General features: G+C 63.0%; 15 protein-coding genes. 11 read left to right on the top strand and 4 right to left on the bottom strand.

The genetic code is table 11. The annotated features are described in order from the left end of the window. The first annotated feature begins 26 nt into the window (after positions 1-26). Genes NCS58_RS20255 through NCS58_RS20215 form a run of 9 tightly spaced genes read left to right on the top strand, consistent with a single transcriptional unit; the run spans position 27 to position 10,839 of the window. A complete protein-coding gene (locus tag NCS58_RS20255) occupies positions 27-833 on the top strand; it encodes an SDR family oxidoreductase (RefSeq protein WP_061120771.1) in 807 nt (268 codons plus the stop codon). Between the two features lie 15 nt (positions 834-848). Continuing rightward, a complete protein-coding gene (locus NCS58_RS20250; protein ID WP_061120772.1) occupies positions 849-1,781 on the top strand; it encodes a 3-keto-5-aminohexanoate cleavage protein in 933 nt (310 codons plus the stop codon). A gap of 14 nt (positions 1,782-1,795) precedes the next feature. Then, positions 1,796-2,569 (top strand): N-acyl homoserine lactonase family protein, encoded by a 774-nt coding sequence (locus NCS58_RS20245; RefSeq protein WP_061120773.1) that lies wholly within the window; start codon positions 1,796-1,798, stop codon positions 2,567-2,569. A gap of 40 nt (positions 2,570-2,609) precedes the next feature. Next, positions 2,610-3,737: a sugar ABC transporter substrate-binding protein gene (locus NCS58_RS20240; RefSeq protein ID WP_061120774.1), complete on the top strand. Its 1,128-nt coding sequence runs from the start codon at positions 2,610-2,612 to the stop codon at positions 3,735-3,737. Positions 3,738-3,746: 9 nt separating this feature from the next. Next, positions 3,747-5,258 (top strand): sugar ABC transporter ATP-binding protein, encoded by a 1,512-nt coding sequence (locus NCS58_RS20235; protein WP_250538867.1) that lies wholly within the window; start codon positions 3,747-3,749, stop codon positions 5,256-5,258. Between the two features lie 10 nt (positions 5,259-5,268). Further along, the gene (locus NCS58_RS20230) at positions 5,269-7,368 is read left to right on the top strand and encodes an ABC transporter permease (protein WP_061120775.1); all 2,100 of its coding nucleotides are present in this window, start codon (positions 5,269-5,271) and stop codon (positions 7,366-7,368) included. A 27-nt stretch (positions 7,369-7,395) separates the two neighbouring features. After that, positions 7,396-8,340, top strand: a complete 945-nt coding sequence (locus NCS58_RS20225) for a 3-hydroxyacyl-CoA dehydrogenase (RefSeq protein ID WP_061120776.1) — start codon at positions 7,396-7,398, stop codon at positions 8,338-8,340. A gap of 15 nt (positions 8,341-8,355) precedes the next feature. Beyond that, positions 8,356-9,258, top strand: coding sequence for an SMP-30/gluconolactonase/LRE family protein (locus NCS58_RS20220; protein WP_061120793.1), 903 nt, complete (start codon positions 8,356-8,358; stop codon positions 9,256-9,258). Between the two features lie 51 nt (positions 9,259-9,309). Further along, entirely contained in the window at positions 9,310-10,839 is a 1,530-nt protein-coding gene (locus NCS58_RS20215; RefSeq protein ID WP_061120777.1) for a class I adenylate-forming enzyme family protein, read from the top strand. Here the strand turns inward: NCS58_RS20215 and NCS58_RS20210 are convergent. From NCS58_RS20210 to NCS58_RS20195, 4 genes are read right to left on the bottom strand one after another with little or no spacing between them, the layout of a single operon-like run. Next, positions 10,832-12,268 (bottom strand): efflux transporter outer membrane subunit, encoded by a 1,437-nt coding sequence (locus tag NCS58_RS20210; RefSeq protein WP_061120778.1) that lies wholly within the window; start codon positions 12,266-12,268, stop codon positions 10,832-10,834. The two genes, NCS58_RS20215 and NCS58_RS20210, sit on opposite strands and share 8 nt — an antisense overlap. Positions 12,269-12,278: 10 nt before the next feature. Then, on the bottom strand, positions 12,279-13,439 hold the full coding sequence (locus NCS58_RS20205) for an ABC transporter permease (RefSeq protein WP_061120779.1): 1,161 nt from the start codon (positions 13,437-13,439) through the stop codon (positions 12,279-12,281). Then, complete coding sequence (locus tag NCS58_RS20200; protein WP_061120780.1) at positions 13,436-14,380, bottom strand: ABC transporter ATP-binding protein; 945 nt, start codon at positions 14,378-14,380, stop codon at positions 13,436-13,438. The genes NCS58_RS20205 and NCS58_RS20200 overlap by 4 nt, the downstream gene beginning before the upstream one ends. Beyond that, a complete protein-coding gene (locus tag NCS58_RS20195) occupies positions 14,377-15,333 on the bottom strand; it encodes an HlyD family secretion protein (protein WP_061120794.1) in 957 nt (318 codons plus the stop codon). Before NCS58_RS20195 ends, NCS58_RS20200 begins: the two co-directional genes overlap by 4 nt. A 421-nt stretch (positions 15,334-15,754) precedes the next feature. Between NCS58_RS20195 and NCS58_RS20190 the strand changes: the two genes are divergently transcribed. Beyond that, a complete protein-coding gene (locus NCS58_RS20190) occupies positions 15,755-18,178 on the top strand; it encodes a penicillin acylase family protein (protein ID WP_061120781.1) in 2,424 nt (807 codons plus the stop codon). 373 nt (positions 18,179-18,551) lie between these two features. Next, the gene (locus NCS58_RS20185) at positions 18,552-18,926 is read left to right on the top strand and encodes a DUF4148 domain-containing protein (RefSeq protein ID WP_086961469.1); all 375 of its coding nucleotides are present in this window, start codon (positions 18,552-18,554) and stop codon (positions 18,924-18,926) included. Positions 18,927-19,284: the final 358 nt, after the last annotated feature.

The following is a 19,284-nucleotide window of genomic DNA, read 5'->3' as shown; positions in this document are numbered from 1 at the left end:
CAACGACAACAAAAAAGGAGACATGCATGACGGTTCTTCAGATGCTGAAACCGCAGGCGGGCCTGCGCGTACTCATCACGGGCGGCGCATCGGGCATCGGGCTCGTGATCGCGCGCGCGTTCATCGATGCAGGCGCGCGCGTGCACGTCTGCGATGCGAGTCCCGAGGCGATCGATGCACTGACGAAAGCCGAAGCGAGCGCGGAGTGCAACGCGATCACGTCGACGCTCGCGGACGTATCGGACAAGGATGCGGTCGAGCGCGTGTTCGCCGATGTGCAGAGCGAACTCGGCGGACTCGATGTGCTCGTGAACAACGCGGGCATCGCGGGGCCGACGGGCGGCATCGACGAACTCGACGTGAAGGAGTGGGAGCAAACCGTCGATGTCAATCTGAACGCGCAGTTCTACTTCGCCCGCCGCGCAGTGCCGCTGCTGCGCGACGCGCACGGCGGCGGGACGATCATCGCGTTGTCATCGGTGGCGGGCCGGCTCGGCTATGCATTCCGCACGCCTTATGCCGCGACGAAGTGGGCGGTCGTCGGCATGACCAAGAGTCTTGCGATCGAACTGGGGCCGTCCAATATCCGCGTCAATGCGATACAGCCGGGCATCGTGAAAGGACCGCGCATCGAGCGCGTGATCGCCGCACGCGCGAAGCAACTGAACCTGCCGTATGAAGAGATGGAGAAGCAATATGTCGAGAAGATCTCGCTGCGCCGCATGACCACGCCCGAGGAAGTCGCGGCCACCGCGCTCTTTCTGTGCTCGCCCGCGGGCAGCGGCATCTCGGGACAGGCGATCTCGGTGTGCGGCAACGTGGAAGTCCTGTAAAACAACGAGGATCACATGGCAACGAAACGCAAGGTCATCATCACATGCGCGCCGACCGGCGCGATCCATACGCCTTCGATGTCGCCGTATCTTCCGCTGACGCCGCAACAGATCGGTGATGCAGCGCTCGCAGCCGCACAGGAAGGCGCGGCGATTCTGCATCTTCACGCACGCGATCCGAACGACGGCCATCCGACGCAGGATCCCGCCGTGTTTCAGGAGTTCCTGCCGCGCATCAAGGCGAATACCGATGCCGTCATCAACATCACGACGGGCGGCAGTCCGCACATGACCGTCGCGGAGAGATTGAAGCCGGCGCATCACTTCAAACCGGAAGTCGCGTCGCTCAACATGGGCTCGATGAACTTCGGCCTCTATCCGATGCTGGAGCGCTTCAAGGATCTCAAGTACGAGTGGGAGCGCAAGCATTTGGAGAACAGCCGCGATCTCGTGTTCAAGAACACCTTCGCGGATATCGAATACATCCTCACGTCGTGCAGCGCGAACGGCACGCGTTTCGAGTACGAGTGCTACGACATCTCGCATCTGTACAACCTCGCGCACTTCGTCGATCGCGGGCTCGCGAAGCCGCCGTTTTTCGTGCAGAGCGTGTTCGGCCTGCTCGGCGGCATCGGGCCGCATCCCGAAGATCTCGCGCACATGAAGCGCACCGCGGATCGGCTCTTCGGCAAGGACTACGTGTGGTCGATTCTCGGCGCGGGTCGCAACCAGATTCCGCTCGGTTCGATCGGCGTCGCGCAGGGATCGAACGTGCGCGTCGGCCTCGAAGACTCGCTGTGGATCGAGCCGGGCAAGCTCGCCGAATCGAGCGCGGCGCAGGTGCGCAAGATCCGCCAGGTGATCGAAGGCCTGTCGCTCGATATCGCGACGCCCGCCGAAGCGCGCGAGATGCTCGCGCTCAAGGGCGCGAGCGACACCAATTTCTGACGACGGAGGGCATCGTGAACGCGAAGCTGAAAGTAGTCGCGATGCCGACGGGCTGGCTCACCGTCGATCGCTCGTCGCAGGTGTATGGCCGCTACTTCGGCCAGCAGATGAAGGTGCCGGTGTGGTCGACGGCGATCGTCGGCGCGCAGAAGAAGATCGTCGTCGATACCGGCATTCATGATCCGGGCTGGGTCTCGAACTTCGTGTGCCCGTGCGATCAGGCGCCGGAAGAAAAGCTCGAGCGCGCGTTGAAGGAATACGTCGGCTGGAGCGCGGATGACGTCGATATCGTCATCAACACGCATCTGCATTACGACCATTCGGGCGGCAACACGCTCTTCAAGAATGCACGTTTCATCGTGCAGGCGGCCGAGTGGGAATACGCGGGCCATCCGCTGCCGACGCAGGCCACGTATTACCAGGAGTTCCTGATCGGCCGCGAGCCGCTCGCGTATTTTCGCTGGCAGTTCGTGAACGGCGTGACCGATATCGTGCCCGGCGTGCGCGTCGTGCCGACGCCGGGCCATACGCCGGGGCATCAGTCCGTCGCGGTCGATACGGAAGAAGGCGTCGTGCTGATCGCGGGCGATTGCGCGAACTGCATGGAGAACATCGTCGATCTCGTGCCGGTGGGCATCGTGCATGAAACGCTCGCGGAAATCGGCTCGCTTTCGCGCATTCGCCAGATCGCCGATTTCGTCATACCCGGACACGATCCGAACGTCGTTCCCGGCAGCGCGGGCATCGCCTTGCCTGCGAGCGCTCGCCTGCCGCACGTCCGAACCTAGAAGCGCCCGCTTCATAACCATACGAAGACCGGAGGAAGACATGAAAGCATTGACGCAGTCGATTCGTCATGCGGGACGGGCCGCGCTCGGCCTCGCGTTCGCGGCGGCGCTCGCCGTCTCGGGCCAGGCGCACGCGGCCGGCAAGTACAAGATCTTCTTGTCGATGAGCTATGTCGGCAACGACTGGCAGACGGAAGCCGCGAATATGGTGAAGGCGATGGCCAACACGCCCGCGCTCAAGGACAAGGTCGATCTCGAAGTGCAGGTCGCGGGCACCGACGCGCAGAAGCAGATCCAGCAGATCAATTCGATGGTGCAGGCCGGCGCGAAGGCGATCGTCATCTATCCCATCTCGCCGACCGCGCTCAATCGGGCGATCAAGAATGCGTGCTCGAAGGGGGTCGTCGTCGCGGCGTATGACGGCGAAGTGACCGAGCCGTGCGCGCACAACGTCACGATCGATCAGCATCAGGCCGGCACCGTCACCGCCGAATGGCTCGCCAAGACGCTCAACGGCAAGGGCAACGTCGTGATGATCACGGGGGTGCCGGGCACGTCCGTGGACCGTGCGCGCACCGAAGCGGCGAAGGCCGTGTTCGCGAAGTTCCCGGGCATGAAGATCGTCGCGGAAGGCACGGGCATGTGGAGCCAGGCGACCGCGAAGACCGAGCTCTCGAAGATTCTCGCGACGAATAGCTGGGACAAGATCGACGGCCTGTGGATGCAGGTGGGCTGCTTCACGGCCGCGTCGATGCAGCTCGAGGCGGGCATCGCCGACGACAAGATCAAGCCGTGCGCGGGCGAATCGTCGAACGGGCATCGCGTGCAGATGCTGCCGCCGGGTGAAGTGAAGGGGCAGGGCGGCTATCGCTCCATCGGCTATCGCTCGATCTCTTACGGCGCGCCGCCGTACTCCGGCGCGATGGCGCTCAAGATGGCCGTGAAGAAGCTGGATGGCGGCGACTTTCCGCAGCGCGTGACGCTGAAGCTGCCGCTCGTGCTGACATCGGAGTCGAAGCTGTGCAAGACCGGCAGCATCGACGAGCTGAAGGCGGGCTGCACGGCGTTCCCGCCGGACAAGGTGCCGCCGGGCTGGTTCGCGGACATCTACTCGGAAGACACGAAGGAAGTGGGCTTCAACGCGGCTCTGACAGGTAATCAGGACTGAGGCATGGCGATGAACGACGCATCACTGGCGATCGATCTGTCGAAGGTGACGAAACGCTTCGGCGCGACCGTCGCGCTCGATGGCGCGTCGTTCTCGGTGAAACGCGGCGCCGTGCATGCGCTGCTCGGCGAGAACGGCGCGGGCAAGTCCACCACGGTCAAGCTGTTGTCGGGATTGATGCAGCCGGACGCGGGCAGCATCCGTGTGATGGGCCGCGACGTGACGATGCGCGGCCCGAAAGACGCGCATCGCGCGGGCGTGCAGACGGCGTTTCAGGAGATGACGCTCGTGCGCGATCTCACGGTCGCGCAAAACCTGCTGATGTCGTATGAGCCGACGGGTTTTCTCGGGCGCATCAGGAAGCGCGATGCGCAGCGGCAGGCGGCAGAATGGCTCGACAGGCTCGAACTGTCCGATGTGCGTCCGGGCGCGTATATCCGCGATCTTTCACTGCCGGTGCGGCAGAAGATCGAGATCGCGAAGGCGATCGTGCGCCGGCCGAAGGTGCTGCTGCTCGACGAACCGACTTCGGCGCTGTCGGGACGCGATGTCGCGTGGCTGTCGAGGCGCATCGACGAACTGAAGGCGAGCGACGTGACCTTCGTGTTCATCTCGCATCGGATGCAGGAAGTGCGCGAGTTCTGCGACAGTCTCACGGTGTATCGCAATGGCCGCGACGTGGGCGCATTCGACGCCGCCGATATCTCCGATGACGAAGTGATCCGCCTCGTCATCGGCCGGTCGATGGAGGCGAAGTATCCGCCGAAGGTCGCTTCAGTGAAGCGCGACGCGACGCCCGCGATTGAGACGCGCAACGTTCGCGTCGATGGCGTCGTGACCGATTTCGATCTTGCCGTGAAGCCTGGCGAAGTGCACGGCATCGCGGCGCTGCAGGGCATGGGGCAACGCGAGCTGTTCGAAGCGCTGTTCGGCGCGACCTATATCGACGATGGCGAGATACGCATCGACGGCAAGCCGGTCACGCTGACCTGCACGGCGGATTCGCTGAAGGCCGGCGTATCGACGAGCTTCCTGCCGGAGGATCGCAAGACCGAAGGCCTGTTCCTGCGCCTGCCGGGCGGCGAGAACGTGTCCCTGCCGGTGATCGGCCGCTATACGCGCTTCGGCCTTATCGATCGAAAGCGCGAGCAGGCCGCGATACGCCGCTCGCTCGCGCAGATGGAGGTGAATCCGCGCGCGCTCTACAAGCCGTGCCTGTCGTTCTCGGGCGGCAATCAGCAGAAGATCGCGATGGCGAAATGGCTGCTCACGCAGAGCCGCGTCTGGCTCATGTTCGACCCGACGCGCGGCATCGACGTCGGTACCAAGCATCAGATCTTCGTGTTGATGCGCGCGTTCGCGGCAGCGGGCGGCTCCGTGCTGTTCTATTCGACCGATGTGCCCGAACTCGTCAACGTGTGCGATCGCGTCTCGGTGATGTATCGCGGCCGCAATGTCGGCGAGCTGAGCGGCGATGCGCTCACCGAAGAGAACGTGATGCGCATGATGCTTTCCAGTTGAGAGGTTGCTCATGAAGATAGCCGTTGCGTCGCCCGAAAGCGAGATCGTGCGGCCGGGCGCGCGCCTGGGTTGGGGCGCGCGCATCGATCATAATCGCGGGCTCATCATCGCGATCAGCGCGTTGCTCGCGATGCTCGCCGCATGGGTCGCGCTGTCCGCGACGCCCGTCGGGCTCTATGACATCGGCTCGGTGATTTCGAGCGCGACCACGCTCGCGCTCGCGGCGATCGGGCAGACGATCGTCGTGTTGTCGGGCGGCTTCGATCTGTCGGCGTCGGCGGTCGTGTCGCTCGCGAACGTGCTCGCGGTGCGCTTCGTGCAGGGGTCACCCATCGAACAGTGGGCGGGCGCCGCGCTGATTCTCGCGATCGGCGGCGGTATCGGCCTCGTGAACGGCGCGCTGATCGCATGGTTTCGCCTGCAATCCATCGTCGTCACGCTCGCGACGATGTTCATGGTGCAAGGCCTCACGCTGCTGATTCAGAACAAGCCGGGCGGCAGCGTTGGCGATCAGTTCGGCGCGGTGCTCACGGCCGATCTCATTGCCGACAAGATGCCGATGTCGGCCGCCTTGCTGATTCTCGCGTTGCTGATCTGGTCGTTCATCAAGCGCACGCGCTTTGGCGTGGGGCTTTATGCGCTCGGAAGCGATCCTGACGGCGCGTATGCGAACGGCATGCCGGTCACGCGCTATCGCATCTCGACGTATGCGCTCGCAGGCATGTTCTACGCGGCGGCGGGCCTGTATGTATCGGCGCAGACGGGTTCGGCCGATCCGCTCGTCGGTCGTCCCTTGCTGCTTTCGATGTTCACTGCCGTCGTGCTCGGCGGCACGCTGCTTGGCGGCGGGCGCGGCGGTTGCGTCGGCACCGTGTTCGCCGCGATGACGCTGATGATCACCGTGAACATCCTGCTCGTGCTGAACGTGTCGGCGTTCTTCACGACGATCGCTGAAGCCGTGATCCTGATGCTCGCGGTGCTCGGTTCGTCGATCGGCAAGCAGTCGGCGGCGCACGAATCCGCCCGTCATGCGGCGCAGTGGTTCAAGGCGATGCGAACGGGAACACGGGCGCGCGACGACAGAAACGCGCGACGCGTCACGTTCGAGGTCGACGATTTTCGTCCGGTCGAGAACACGGAGTTGAAGGGCCGTCCGATCGCCGACTGGATCGAGCGCAATCGCGAATGGGTCAAATATGTCGTTCCGGCGTATCTGCTGTTCTTTGCGGTCGTCATCATCACGGGCTTCGTCTATGGTCCCGGCGTGCTCGTCAGCGCGAACTTCTACAGCAGCCTGCTCACGTTGACCTTGTTCCTCGCGATTCTCGGGCTGGGGCAGGGTGCGGTGATTCTGACGGGCGGACTCGATCTCTCGATGCCCTGGCTCATCACGCTATCCGGCGTCCTGTTGACAGGACTCACGCACGGCATGAACGGCGCGGCCGCGTGGGCGGTGCCGATGGTGCTGCTCGTCGGGTTGCTCGTGGGCGTGTTCAACGGCGTGGGCGTCGTCATGCTCGGCTTGCCGCCCATCGTCGTCACGCTTGCTGCGAATGGCTTGCTGCAAGGGCTGACGCTGATCTATTGCAACGGCTCGCCGCAAGGATGGTCACCCTCGTCGATCAGCGAATTCACCAACGGTCGAGTCGGGCCGCTGTCGCTCGCGGCGTGGAGCGTGCCGGTGTTTCTCGTCGTCGCGTTGTTGCTGTTGCATCGCACGCCGTTCGGGCGGCGCGTGTATGCGCTCGGCAATTCGCCCGTCGCGGCGAAGCTCTCGGGCGTGCGCGTAGGCAACACGTTGATCGCCGTATATTGCCTCTCCGGTCTTTGCTCGGCGATCGTCGGCCTGCTGCTCGCGGGGTTCAGCTCGCAAGCGTTCCTCGGCATGGGCGATCCGTATCTGCTGCCGTCGATTGCCGTGGTCGTGGTCGGCGGCGCGCTCATCACCGGTGGACGCGGCCACTATCTCGGCGTGTTCGGCGGTGCGTTGCTGCTCACGGCGCTCGGGACCTTGCTTGCGGGAACCACCGTGCCGCCCGCGGTGCGGGACATCATCAACGGACTCGTCGTGCTGGCGGCTGTCATCACGCTGCGGGACAAGAAAGGCTGAACCAACTCGAATGAGGAACAGACACAGATGCAAGCGAAGAACATTGCGGTGATCGGCTCGGGCCGCATCGGCCGCGCGTGGGCGATCGTATTCGCGAAGAGCGGTTTCGACGTGAAGATTCACGATGCATCGAAGGACATGCTCGCGGGCGCGATTCCGTCGATCCGCGAAAGCCTGCAGGATCTCGCGTCCTTTCACCTGATCGACGAACCCGTCGATACGATCGTCTCGCGCATCACCGCATGCGAAAGCCTGGCCGACGCCGTCGCCGATGCGGATCTCGTGCAGGAGAACATTGCGGAAGTGGTGGAAGCGAAACGCGCGTTGTTCGTCGAACTGGATCGTCTGACGAAGCCTGATGCGCTGCTTGCAAGTTCGACCTCGGGACTGCCCGCATCGACATTCACGGAGGGTATTGCAGGCCGCGCGCGCTGCCTCGTCGCGCATCCGGTCAATCCGCCTTCGCTCGTGCCGCTCGTCGAGTTGTGCGGCGCGCCGTGGACCGCGCATGAAGCGGTGGAGCGCGCCCGTGCCATCTATGAACGGGCGGGACAAAAGCCCGTGACCGTCAACGGGGAAATCTCGGGGTTCTTGCTCAATCGACTGCAAGGCGCGCTGCTCGACGAAGCGTTGAGCCTCTATGAACAAGGCTATGCGAGCGCCGCCGATCTCGACACCGTGATTCGCGACGGCCTTGCGATGCGCTGGTCGTTCATGGGGCCGTTCGAAACGATCGACCTGAACGCGCCCGGCGGCGTGGCGGATTACGCAGCGCGCTACGGCGGCACGTATCGCACGATTGCGTCGGGGCGCACGCCGTTCGACTGGTCCGCCGATACGCTTCACAGGCTCGATGCGGAACGCCGCGCCGTGCTGCCGCGCGAAAGCATCGAGGAACGCAGCCGCTGGCGCGATCGACGCCTGATGGCGCTGCTCGCGCACCGGCGCGATGTCAAGGACGGTGACGACTAACCAAAGGAGATGACGATGGCCGAAGTACGCTTGCTGGTCGATGCGAACAATCACCTCGGCGAAGGGCCGCTCTGGGACGTCAAGGAGGAACGCCTGTACTGGATCGACAGCACCGCCGCAGAGATCTATAGCTGCCGCGCGGATGGCAGTGACGTAAAGCGCTATTTCGTGCCGCGTCATATCGGATCGATGGCATTGCGCGAGCAAGGCGGCGCGGTGGTCGCGCTCGCGAACGGCCTGCATTTCTACGACTTCGACGCGCAGACTGTGCAGTTCATCGCCGATCCGGAAAGCGACGATCCCGAGACGCGTTTCAACGACGGCAAGGTGGATCGACGTGGCCGCTTCGTCGCGGGGACGATGTCCTACGATTTCGATCGCTACGACGCCGATCGCGGTCAGCGCTCCACGCGCAGCGGCGGTCTCTACCGGCTCGATACGGACGGCAGGGTCGCGCGACTCGATAGCGGCATCAGTTGTTCGAACGGTCCATGCTGGAGCCCCGACGACCAGACGTTCTACTTCACAGACACGTACAGCAAGGAGATGTACGCATACGACTACGACATCGAAACGGGCGCGGCGACGAACAAGCGCCTCTTCGCATCCGCGCATGACATGGCGGGCACGTTCGATGGCGCGACCGTGGACGAGGAAGGCTATGTCTGGTCCGCGCTCGTGTTCGGCGGGCGCATCCTGCGCTTTGCGCCTGACGGGAAGCTCGATCGCATCGTGCCGTTTCCGGTGCGCAATCTGACGAGCGTGATGTTCGGCGGGCCGAATCTCGACATCCTCTATGTATCGACGATGGGCCGCCCAATGTGGGGCATTCCGCAGAAAGAGCGGGACAAGGGCGGCTTGTTCGCAGTGACGGGTCTCGGCGTGCGTGGCATTCCCGAGCCGCGTTTCGCAGGATGATGCACGAGCGTTATCATGCGTGCCTGAAAGTCACGAACGCTATCGCTCGATATGGATACGAACACGCTCATTGCGTCGCTGCCGTCGCGCATCGACGCGATCGTCTCGCGCGGCGCGAAGGCGCATCCCGATCACATTGCGTTGCATGAAGACGCGCGGACGCTGACCTATGCGCAACTCGACGATGCCGTCGATGCGCTCGCCGCGCGTCTTGCGGCTGCGGGCGTACGAGCCGGCGACCGCGTGATGCTGACCGGCGAAAACAGCGTCGCGCTCGTCGCATCGCTCTTTGCCGTGAGCCGTCTCGACGCATGGGCGCTCGTCGCGAATGCGCGACTGTCCCCTGTCGAACTCGATGCGATCCGCGCGCATGCGACGCCGCGCATCGCCCTCTATACCGTGGAAGCATCCGACGATGCCGCGCGTCACGCGCAACGCGATGGTGCCGTGGTCGAATCGCTCGAAGCAACGCCGATCGGTGCGTTTGCGCTGAGCGCCATCGAAACGACTTCCGCGCAAGAACCGCACGGCCTGCCTTCGGACCAGCAGTGCGCGGCGCTCATCTACACGACCGGCACGACAGGCGCACCGAAAGGCGTAATGCTGTCGCATCGCAATCTGCTCTTCGTCGCCGCGGTGTCGAGCACGCTGCGCCGTGTGGGTTCCGACGATCGCGTGTATGCCGTGTTGCCGATCTCGCATGTGTTCGGTCTTGCATCCATGTGTCTCGGCTCGCTCTATGCGGGCGCGACGCTGCGGCTCGCGGCGCGCTTCGACGCCAAGCGCGCGGGACGCGTGCTCAGCGAGGAACGCATGACGATCTTTCAGGGCGTGCCCGCGATGCACGCGAAGCTGATCGATCATTTCACGCCACGCGGCGGCCTGAATGCACCCTCGCTGCGATTCGTCTATAGCGGCGGCTCGCCGCTCGACACGACACTCAAGTCCGCTGCCGAAGCGTTTTACGGCGTGCCCTTGCACAACGGTTACGGCATGACAGAAAGCAGCCCGACGGTGTCGAACACGCTGCTCGATGCGCCGGCGCGCGATTCGTCCGTGGGCCCGTTGATTCCCGGCGTCGAGGCGCGCATCGTGCCGCTCGCGCGTGAGAGCGAGAGCGACGACACCGGCGAACTATGGGTGCGCGGCCCGAACGTGATGCTCGGCTATTACCGTGATGCGGTGCAAACGGCCGCCACGGTGACGACGGACGGATGGCTCAAGACCGGCGATCTCGCGCACTTCGAGGACGGCAATCTGTATATCGTCGGACGCAGCAAGGAGCTCATCATCCGTTCGGGCTTCAATGTGCATCCCGCCGAAGTGGAGCAGGCGTTCAACAGTCATCCCGCCGTGCTGCATTCCGCCGTGATCGGGCGAAGCGCGCGGGGCAACGAGGACGTGCTCGCGTTCGTCGAACTGAGGCCAGGCTGCACGGCGGATGAAGACGAACTCGCTCAGTGGGTGAGCGCTCGGCTCGCGCCGTACAAGCGGCCTTCCTCGATCCGCATTCTCGGTGCGCTGCCGGTGTCGGCGAGCGGCAAGGTGCTCAAGCATCGGCTCGGGACGCTCGCTAATTAGTCGATGCAACCGGTTTGATCGCAGCTTTCGTGTCCTCGCCGGCGCCGCCTAGCGACTGAAAGAGCGCGGCCGTATCAGACAGGCGGCTCGCTTGCGCGAGCGCGTAATCGAGTTGCGTTTGCAGCGCCTGGCGTTGCGTGTCGAGCAAATCGAAACGGCTCACGCCGCCTGCCGCATACCGCGCGTTGTTGGTATCGAGATTCGCTTGCGCCTGGTTTGCTGCTACGCGGCGCGCTTGCAATGCATCGCCATCGTTCTGAAGCGCCGTCAGGCTGTCGGCGACTTGCTGAAGCGCGTCCAGCACGGTTTGTCGATAGGCTTGCATGGCTGCATCGTAAGCCGCTTCCGACGAACGCTTCTTCGCGCGCAGTTCGCCACCATGAAACAGCGGCTGCGTGAGATTCAGGCCGACATTCCATACGTTCAGGCTATTGAGCATGTCGTGGATGTTCGTGCGCTGGGTTCCCACGCCCGCCGAAAGCGAGAACTTCGGATAGAGATCGGCCGTGGCCACGCCGACATTCGCGCTCGCCTGATGCAGCAACGCTTCCGATGCACGGATGTCGGGACGTTCGCGGGCGAGCGTCGAAGGCAGCGTGAGCGGAACGCTGTCTGGCAGACGCAGCGAGTCGAGCGTGATCGCATCGAAGTCGGCGACGGAAGGCTCGACGCCGATCAATACCGCAAGCCGGTGATCGGCCTGATCGCGTTGCGTGACGAGCGATGGCAGATTCGCGCGCGTCTGCTCGACGAGCGTGCGCTGGCTGCGCACATCGAACAGCGCGACGCCGCCCGCTTGCAGTCGGCCTTCCATGATCGACAGTTGCCGCATCTGTGCATCGACGAGGCGCTCGGTAAGCGTGATCTGTTGCTGCACTGAAGCGCGCCGGATCGCGGCGGCGACGACATTGCCCGCGATCGAGAGACGCGCCGCATCGAGTTCGAAGGACTGGTAGTCCACTTGCGCGCGCAACGCTTCGAGCGCCCGCCGCTCGCCGCCGAAGATATCGAGCGTGTACGACACGCTGACCGATGCATCGTAGAGCGTGAAGGGGCCGGGGCTCGGAATGGGCACGCCGAACGCGGCCGGGTCCACCTTCTGGCGCGTGCCGGAGACCGAGGCGTCGATGGCGGGGAAGTACGTCGCGCCCGCTTGCGCGCGGTAGTCTTCACGCGCTTGCACGAGCTTCGCACGGGCTTGCTCGAGCGTGGGACTGTCGCTCAATGCGCGATCGACGAGGCGGTTTAGCGCATCCGAGCCGAACTGCGTCCACCAGCGCGGCAACGCGTGATCAATGGCGGGAAAGCTTTGCGCCGCGACAGTCGTTTTGACATAGGTCTGCGTAGCGGGGGGCGCGGGCGCGTGAAAGTCGGGGCCGACAGTGCAGCCGCACAGCACGAGCACACAAAGCGGAAGAAGCGGTTTCATCGACGTCTCCCTAATCGAGCGTGCGCCGGTAGAAGCGCAGCGCAATACCCATCACGATGACGGTGAAGAGGACCATCGGCCAGACCGAAGGCCACAGGTCCGCCCAGCCGTTGCCCTTGAGCAGAATGCCGCGTATCAGGCGATTGAAGTAAGTGAGCGGCAGCAGATTGCCGATGAACTGGGCCCACGCGGGCATGCCCGCGAATGGAAACATGAAGCCCGAAAGCAGAATGTTCGGCAGGAAGTAGAACATGGTCAGTTGCATCGCCTGAAGCTGATTCTGCGCGAGCGACGACAGCGTGATGCCCACCGTCAGATTCGCGGCGATGAACAGCAGCGCGGCGAGGTAGATTGCGAGCGGATTGCCGACGAGCGGCACATGAAACACGAAGCGCGTGGCCGCGAGAATGATCGATGCCTGAATGAGGCCGATGAATACGTAGGGCACGATCTTGCCCGTCATCACTTCGACGGGGCGCACCGGTGTCGCGAGCAGGTTCTCCATCGTGCCGCGTTCGCGTTCGCGTGTCATCGCAAGGCCTGTCATCATCACGAGCGTCATCGTGAGGATCACGCCCATCAGGCCAGGCACGACGTTGTATTGCGTGATGCCTTCGGGGTTATAGAGGTTGTGGATCTGCACGTCGAAAGCGGCGGGCGTGCCGTTCAAGCGCGCGAGCGGGCCGGTGAGGTCCTTGCTTGCCACGGATTGCACGAGCGCTGACAGTGAATTGCTCGCTTTGCTGACCGCGTTTGGATCGGTGGCGTCGGCTTCGACGAGCAGCGCTGGCCGCTCGCCGCGCAACAGCTTGCGCGAGAAATCGGCTGGAATGCTGAGCACGAAAAGCACGCGGCCTTGTGCGAGCGCGCGGCGGCCGGCTTCGTCGTCGGGCAGCGTGTCGACGATATCGAAGTAGTCGGAGTGCTCCATCGCAGCGATGAAGCTGCGCGAAAACGGGCTTTGATCGCCGACGATCACGGCGGTGGGCAGATGCTTCGGGTCCGTGTTGATCGCGTAACCGAAGAGCGCGAGCTGCACGATCGGCAAGCCGATGATCATGCCGAATGTGATGCGGTCGCGCCGAAGCTGCAGAAACTCCTTGATCACAATGCTCCACCAGCGCGTGACGGAGAAGCGCGCGAAGAGCGCGATGCGATCGCCGGCCTTCATGACCTCACCTTGAAGTTGTCGGTCGAGCGGCTCATCAGATAGATGAAGACGTCTTCGAGCCCGGTTTCGATGGGCTCCGCACGCGTTGCGGCGTCTTTCGTCGCATCACGCACGGCCTGTTCCAGCGCGGCATGATCGCTGCCGCTCACATGGAGCGCCGAGCCGAACACGACCGTCTGATCGATGCCCGGTGTCTTGCGCAAGCGCTCGGAGAGCGCGCTGAGATGCTCGCCGTGAATGCTCCACGTCGCGAGGTTTTGCGACGCGATGACCTCGTTCGCGGTGCCTTGCGCGAGCAGCTTGCCGTATGCGATATACGCGAGCTTGTGACAGCGCTCGGCTTCGTCCATGTAATGCGTGCTGACGAGAACGGAAATGCCTTTCGCCGCGAGCCGATGCAGCTCTTCCCAGAAGTCGCGGCGCGCGGTGGGATCGACGCCCGCGGTCGGTTCATCGAGCAGCAGCAGTTTCGGCTCGTGCAACATGCATGCGGCGAGCGCGAGGCGTTGCTTCCATCCGCCCGAGAGCGAACCCGTCAGTTGCTTCGCGCGGCTTTGCAAACCCAGCGCTTCGAGCGCGCGGTCCACGGCTTCGCGGCGGTTTTCCATTTGATAGATGCGCGCAACGAAGTCGAGATTCTCGCGGATCGTCAGGTCTTCCCAATACGAGAAACGCTGCGTCATATAGCCGACGTTGCGCTTGATCTCTTCGCTTTCGCGGACGATGTCGTAGCCGAGACACGTGCCGCTACCCGAATCGGGCGTGAGCAGGCCGCACATCAGGCGGATGGAGGTTGTCTTGCCACTGCCGTTCGGGCCGAGAAAGCCGAAGATCTCGCCGCGCGCGACCTGCAACGACACATCGTTGACGACGTGCTTGTCGCCGAAACGCTTGTTGAGATTGTGTACGTCGATGACGTAAGGTGTGTCTTGCGCGTTCATTGCACCCTCACCGCGACGGGTTGGCCGGGATGGAGCTTCGCTGCATCGGCCCGTTGCGGATGCGCCTCGATCATGAACACGAGCTTCGAGCGGTTTTCGTTGCTATAGATCACGGGCGGCGTGTATTCCGCCTGATTCGACACGTAGGAGATCGTCGCGGGCACGTCTTGCGCGCAGCCGTCGCAATGAATCGATACGGCGCGCCCCGCCGCGAGACCGCCCACTGCGCTCTCTGGCACGAAGAAGCGAACCTTCACGTTCTGCGGCGGCAGCATCTGCACGACGGGCGTGCCAGCCTGCACCCATTCTCCGACGCGATAGAGCGTGTCGTACACGAGTCCGTCCGCTGGCGCCGCGACACGCTTTTGATCGACTTTCCATTGAGCCTGGACGACGAACGCCTTCGCGGCGGCCACTTGCGCGCGCTGCGCTTCGATCTGCTGAGGACGCCCGGGCAAGCGTGCGATGTCGACTTGTTCGGCGAGATCGCGCACTTGCGCAGCGGCAGCATCGGCATTGGCGCGCGAATCGTCGAGTTGTCCTTTTGCGATGCCGCCTGCACTGAACTGCGCTTCGTCGCGGCTCAGTTGCAATGCGGCCTTGCGGGCGTTCGCGCGTGCCTGCGCGAGTTGCGCGCGCACCGAAGCGATTTCGGGTGCGCGCTTACCTGTGAGGATGTCTTCGAGTTGCGACTGCGCGGCAGTCAACTGGCGTTGCGCCTGATCGAGTGCCGCGGTTTCATCGACGGATTCGAGCGCGAACGTGCTCGCGCCCGCTTTAAGCGTTTGCCCGCGGGCGACGGACAATGTGGCGAGCTTGCCGGATTGCGACGAGCCGAGGTAGACGAACTCTCCCTCGACATAGCCCTGATAGACGTCGCGGTCCTGATGAGAGCACGCCGCGAGTGCCGCGGCGAAAAGTAGATAGAACGGTATGCCGGTGATGCGGCTCATGGCGTACTCCATGATCAGGTTGTCTTTCATTTGGTTGGTCTACCAAACAATAAACGAGGCGCTTGGTTGCTGTCAATCGGAGCGCGCCTGGGGCCCGCGCTTCGGCGTTCAAGACAAGGATAGAAGAGGACTGCGTCGGCAAGGCGTCTGCCGAATGAAAGCGGGGAACGGGCGCTCGGAGCGATGGATTCGTACGCTCGGTCACGAACCGGTAGCGAGGAAGTAAATACCGGCAAGTCGCATGGACGGTATGAGTAAAAATGACACGCGGGATGTGCTTGCATTCTCGTGCGTGCGCTACTTCGTGTATCGAAATCCAGTCTGGCAGGACAAGTCCACCTTTGCGCGTGCTGTGCATTCGCATTACATTGCGATATCCGCGTGACTCGAATCAATACCGATAAAAAAAGGAGACGCCAAGATGAAGGGAAGGAAGAGACAACGCCTGCTCGCACTGATGATCGGTGCATCGCTCTGCGGACCGCTTGCGGCCCGAGTCGCGCTGGCTGATGCTCTCGCCGACGAAACGATCGCTGTAGCGGGACTCTCGCAGCCATCGGACATTCTGATCGACCACTGGGGTGTACCGCATATCTTCGCGGCCAACGACAGCGATGCGTTCTTTGTACAAGGCTTTAATGCCGCACGCGACCGTATGTTTCAGATCGATCTATGGCGCAGGCGGGGACTCGGTGAGCTGTCGGAAGTGTTCGGCCCGGCCTACGTGGAGCAGGACAAGGCGACACGGCTCTTTCTCTATCGCGGCGACATGGCGACCGAATGGCAGCGTTATGGTCCCGATGCAAAGCCTGCTGCCGTGCGCTTTGCCGCAGGCGTCAACGCGTACATCGACTGGCTCGCAGCGCATCCGGACCGCATGCCCTATGAGTTTCGCAAGATCGGCTATTGGCCGGCGAAATGGAATGCGAACGACATCGTGCGCATTCGCAGTCACGGTCTCACGCGAAATCTGACGAGTGAAGTCGCGCGTGCGCGTGTGGCGTGCAAGAGTTCGCTCGATGCTGATTCCGTGCGCTTCGGGCTGCAGCCGCCTTGGAAAGCCCAGATGCCTGCCGGCCTCGATCCATGCCTCCCCGATGACGTGCTCAAGGTCTTCACGCTCGCGACGCAAGGCGTGCGCGTAACGAAGGAGTCGATGAAGAGCGCGGATGCATCGGCGACGATGATCGCCGCAGCCGACAATCCCGAGGAAGTCACCGAAGGCAGCAACAACTGGGTCATCGCGCCATCGAAGTCGGCGACGGGCCGCGCGATCATGGCGAACGATCCGCACCGCGCGTACGCGGCGCCGAGCCTTCGATACATCCAGCAGATCAGCACGCCGACGCTCGATATCATCGGCGCGGGCGAGCCTTCCGCGCCGGGCATTTCGATCGGGCATAACGGTTCGATCGCTTACGGGCTCACGATCTTCAATATCGATCAGGAAGATCTCTATGTGTATGAGCTGAATCCCGCGAATCCGCGGCAGTATCGCTACAAGGGCAAGTGGGAGCCGATGCGCGTCGTGCACGAACAGGTCGCGGTGCGCAACGGATCGCCTGTCACGGTCGATCTGTTATTCACGCGTCACGGCCCTGTGATCTATACGGAGGAAACCAGGCATCGCGCATTCGCGGTGCGTACCGCGTGGCTGTCGCCGGGGATGTCGCCATACTTCGATTCGATGCGCTACATGCGCGCGAAGAACTACGCGCAATTCAAGGCATCGCTCGCGACCTGGGGCGCGCCGACCGTCAATCAGGTCTACGCGGACAAGGACGGCAACATAGGCTGGGTCCCGAGCGGGCTTGCGCCGATACGCCCGAACTGGGACGGCCTCATGCCCGTGCCCGGCGATGGCCGCTATGAATGGGCGGGCTTCTGGCCGCGCGATGCGATGCCTTCGGTCTATAACCCTGCGCAAGCCTATTTCACTACGTCGAATGAAATGAATTTGCCGGCGGCTTATCCGTATGCCGAGCGCAAGCTCGGTTTCGAATGGACCAACGGGTCGCGACATCAGCGTATCGATGAAGTGTTGAAGTCGCTGCCCAAGGTGTCGATCGAAGACTCGGAGCGCTTGCAGAACGATATCGTTTCGATTCCGGCGCGCAGACTCGTCGCATTGCTCGCGCCGCTGTCGAGCGATGACGAAGACACGCGCGCCGCACTCGCGATGCTCAAGGGCTGGGATGCACACATGGGCGCCGATTCGCCGCAAGCCGCGCTCGAAGAGGTGTGGCTGTCGCGGCATCTCGGACGCACATTCAAGGAAGCGGTCTTGCCGAAGAACGCGGCGGCATCGTTCGGCGCACCCGATACAGCCGTGATGCTCGACACGCTCGAACACCCTGAGGCGCGTTTCGGCGATAACGCTCAAGCCAAACGCAATGCCGTGCTGATGTCGAGCCTGCACGATGCCTATGTGGAAATGCGGCATCTGCAAGGCGACGATGCAAGCCAGTGGCAATGGGGAAAGCTGCAGACGAACATGAACGCGCATCCTTTGGCCGATGTCGTCGATGCGGATATGCGCGCGAAGCTCAACGTCGGGCCAATCGGAAAGGGCGGCAGCGCGTATACGCCGAATCAGTCGACGTATCGCGCGAACGATTTCCGCGAGACCAACGGGCCTTCGTTTCGTGTGGTCGTCGATGTCGGCAACTGGGACGGCTCGCGTGCGGTGAATCTGCCTGGCGAGTCGGGTGACCCGGATAGCCCGCATTACCGTGATCTCGCGCAGATGTGGCTCGACGGACAGTACTTCCCGTTGCTGTATTCCCGTAAGGCCGTCGAAGCCGCGACCGAGAAACGCGTGCATCTCGTGCCGGACGCGCATTGAGCATCGGATTCGCGCGCTTCATTGTTGCGAGATAGGCAAGGCATCTTCAACGCGAGCAGCGATGATCTTCACGCTGCCTTGCGTCACAATTCGATCGCGGTGGACGGGTGCTGGCTGGCGCCTTGCCGGACTCCTCATCCGGCTCGTCCTCCGCGCTTTCTCTCCTTCATCTCTCCCGTTGATGCCGACGCCCGTCGGCTGAAAACGTGCATCGCCGCGGGAATAGATCGCGACGTCCCCGGGTTAACCAATCGAAGCCTCAACGCTTGAAACTGATTCGAGTGAGTCGAAGCCGCGCAAGGGCCCTGTGCGTTCGATGAGGTTCGTGGATCGCGTGCGATCCGGTCAACCTTTCTGTCGGAGTGTGAACATCATGAACGCTATCGCCAAATTCGTCGTGTCCCTCGCCGTGGTCGCTGCGCCCACGTTCGTTTTTGCGCAGAGCCAGAACGGCCCGTTGACGCGCGCGCAAGTGAAGGCCGAGCTAGTCCAGCTCGAACAGGCAGGCTATTCGCCAGCGGTGGGAGAGCAAGCCAACTATCCCGCGGATATTCAGGCCGCGGAAGCGAAGGTCGCTGCGCAACAGAACACGAAGGAAACGAACGAAGCATATGGCGGCACGGGTGCCGGCGGCGCGTCTTCCGGTTCCGGCTCGATGCGTGCGCCCATGTGGAGGCAGCACGGTTCGATGCCGGCGTCGGATTGCGTCGGGCCTGCGGGATTCTGCACGCCGTTCTTTGGAAGCTGAACCGTCGGCTGGTTATCGGGCACGGGAAGATCAGTCATGGCTCTTCGCGCTCGCAACGCCTTGGCCTGGACATGGCATTCTTTGACGCCCCTGTGGCCTTAGAAAAAAATTTGCGAAGGGGGCTTGCGAGGACGTCATCGGCCCGTCATAATCTCGTTTCTCTGCTGCTGATGCAGCGACGCAAGACGGAAGGTGAGGTAGGGGTCTTGCGATGTGCTCTTTAAAAACTAACAGCCGATAAGTGTGGGCGCTTGATGTTGAGTGCGGTCTGGTTCTTCGGAGCTGGATATAGCGAAAGTATCAAGAGTCTCACACGAAGTATCAGAGGAAGGTTTTTCCATCTTTGGATGGAGTAAAT

Source organism: Caballeronia sp. INML3B (assembly GCF_023631305.1).
GTDB lineage: Bacteria > Pseudomonadota > Gammaproteobacteria > Burkholderiales > Burkholderiaceae > Caballeronia > Caballeronia turbans.
This window is presented reverse-complemented; position numbering and strand designations above follow the sequence as displayed.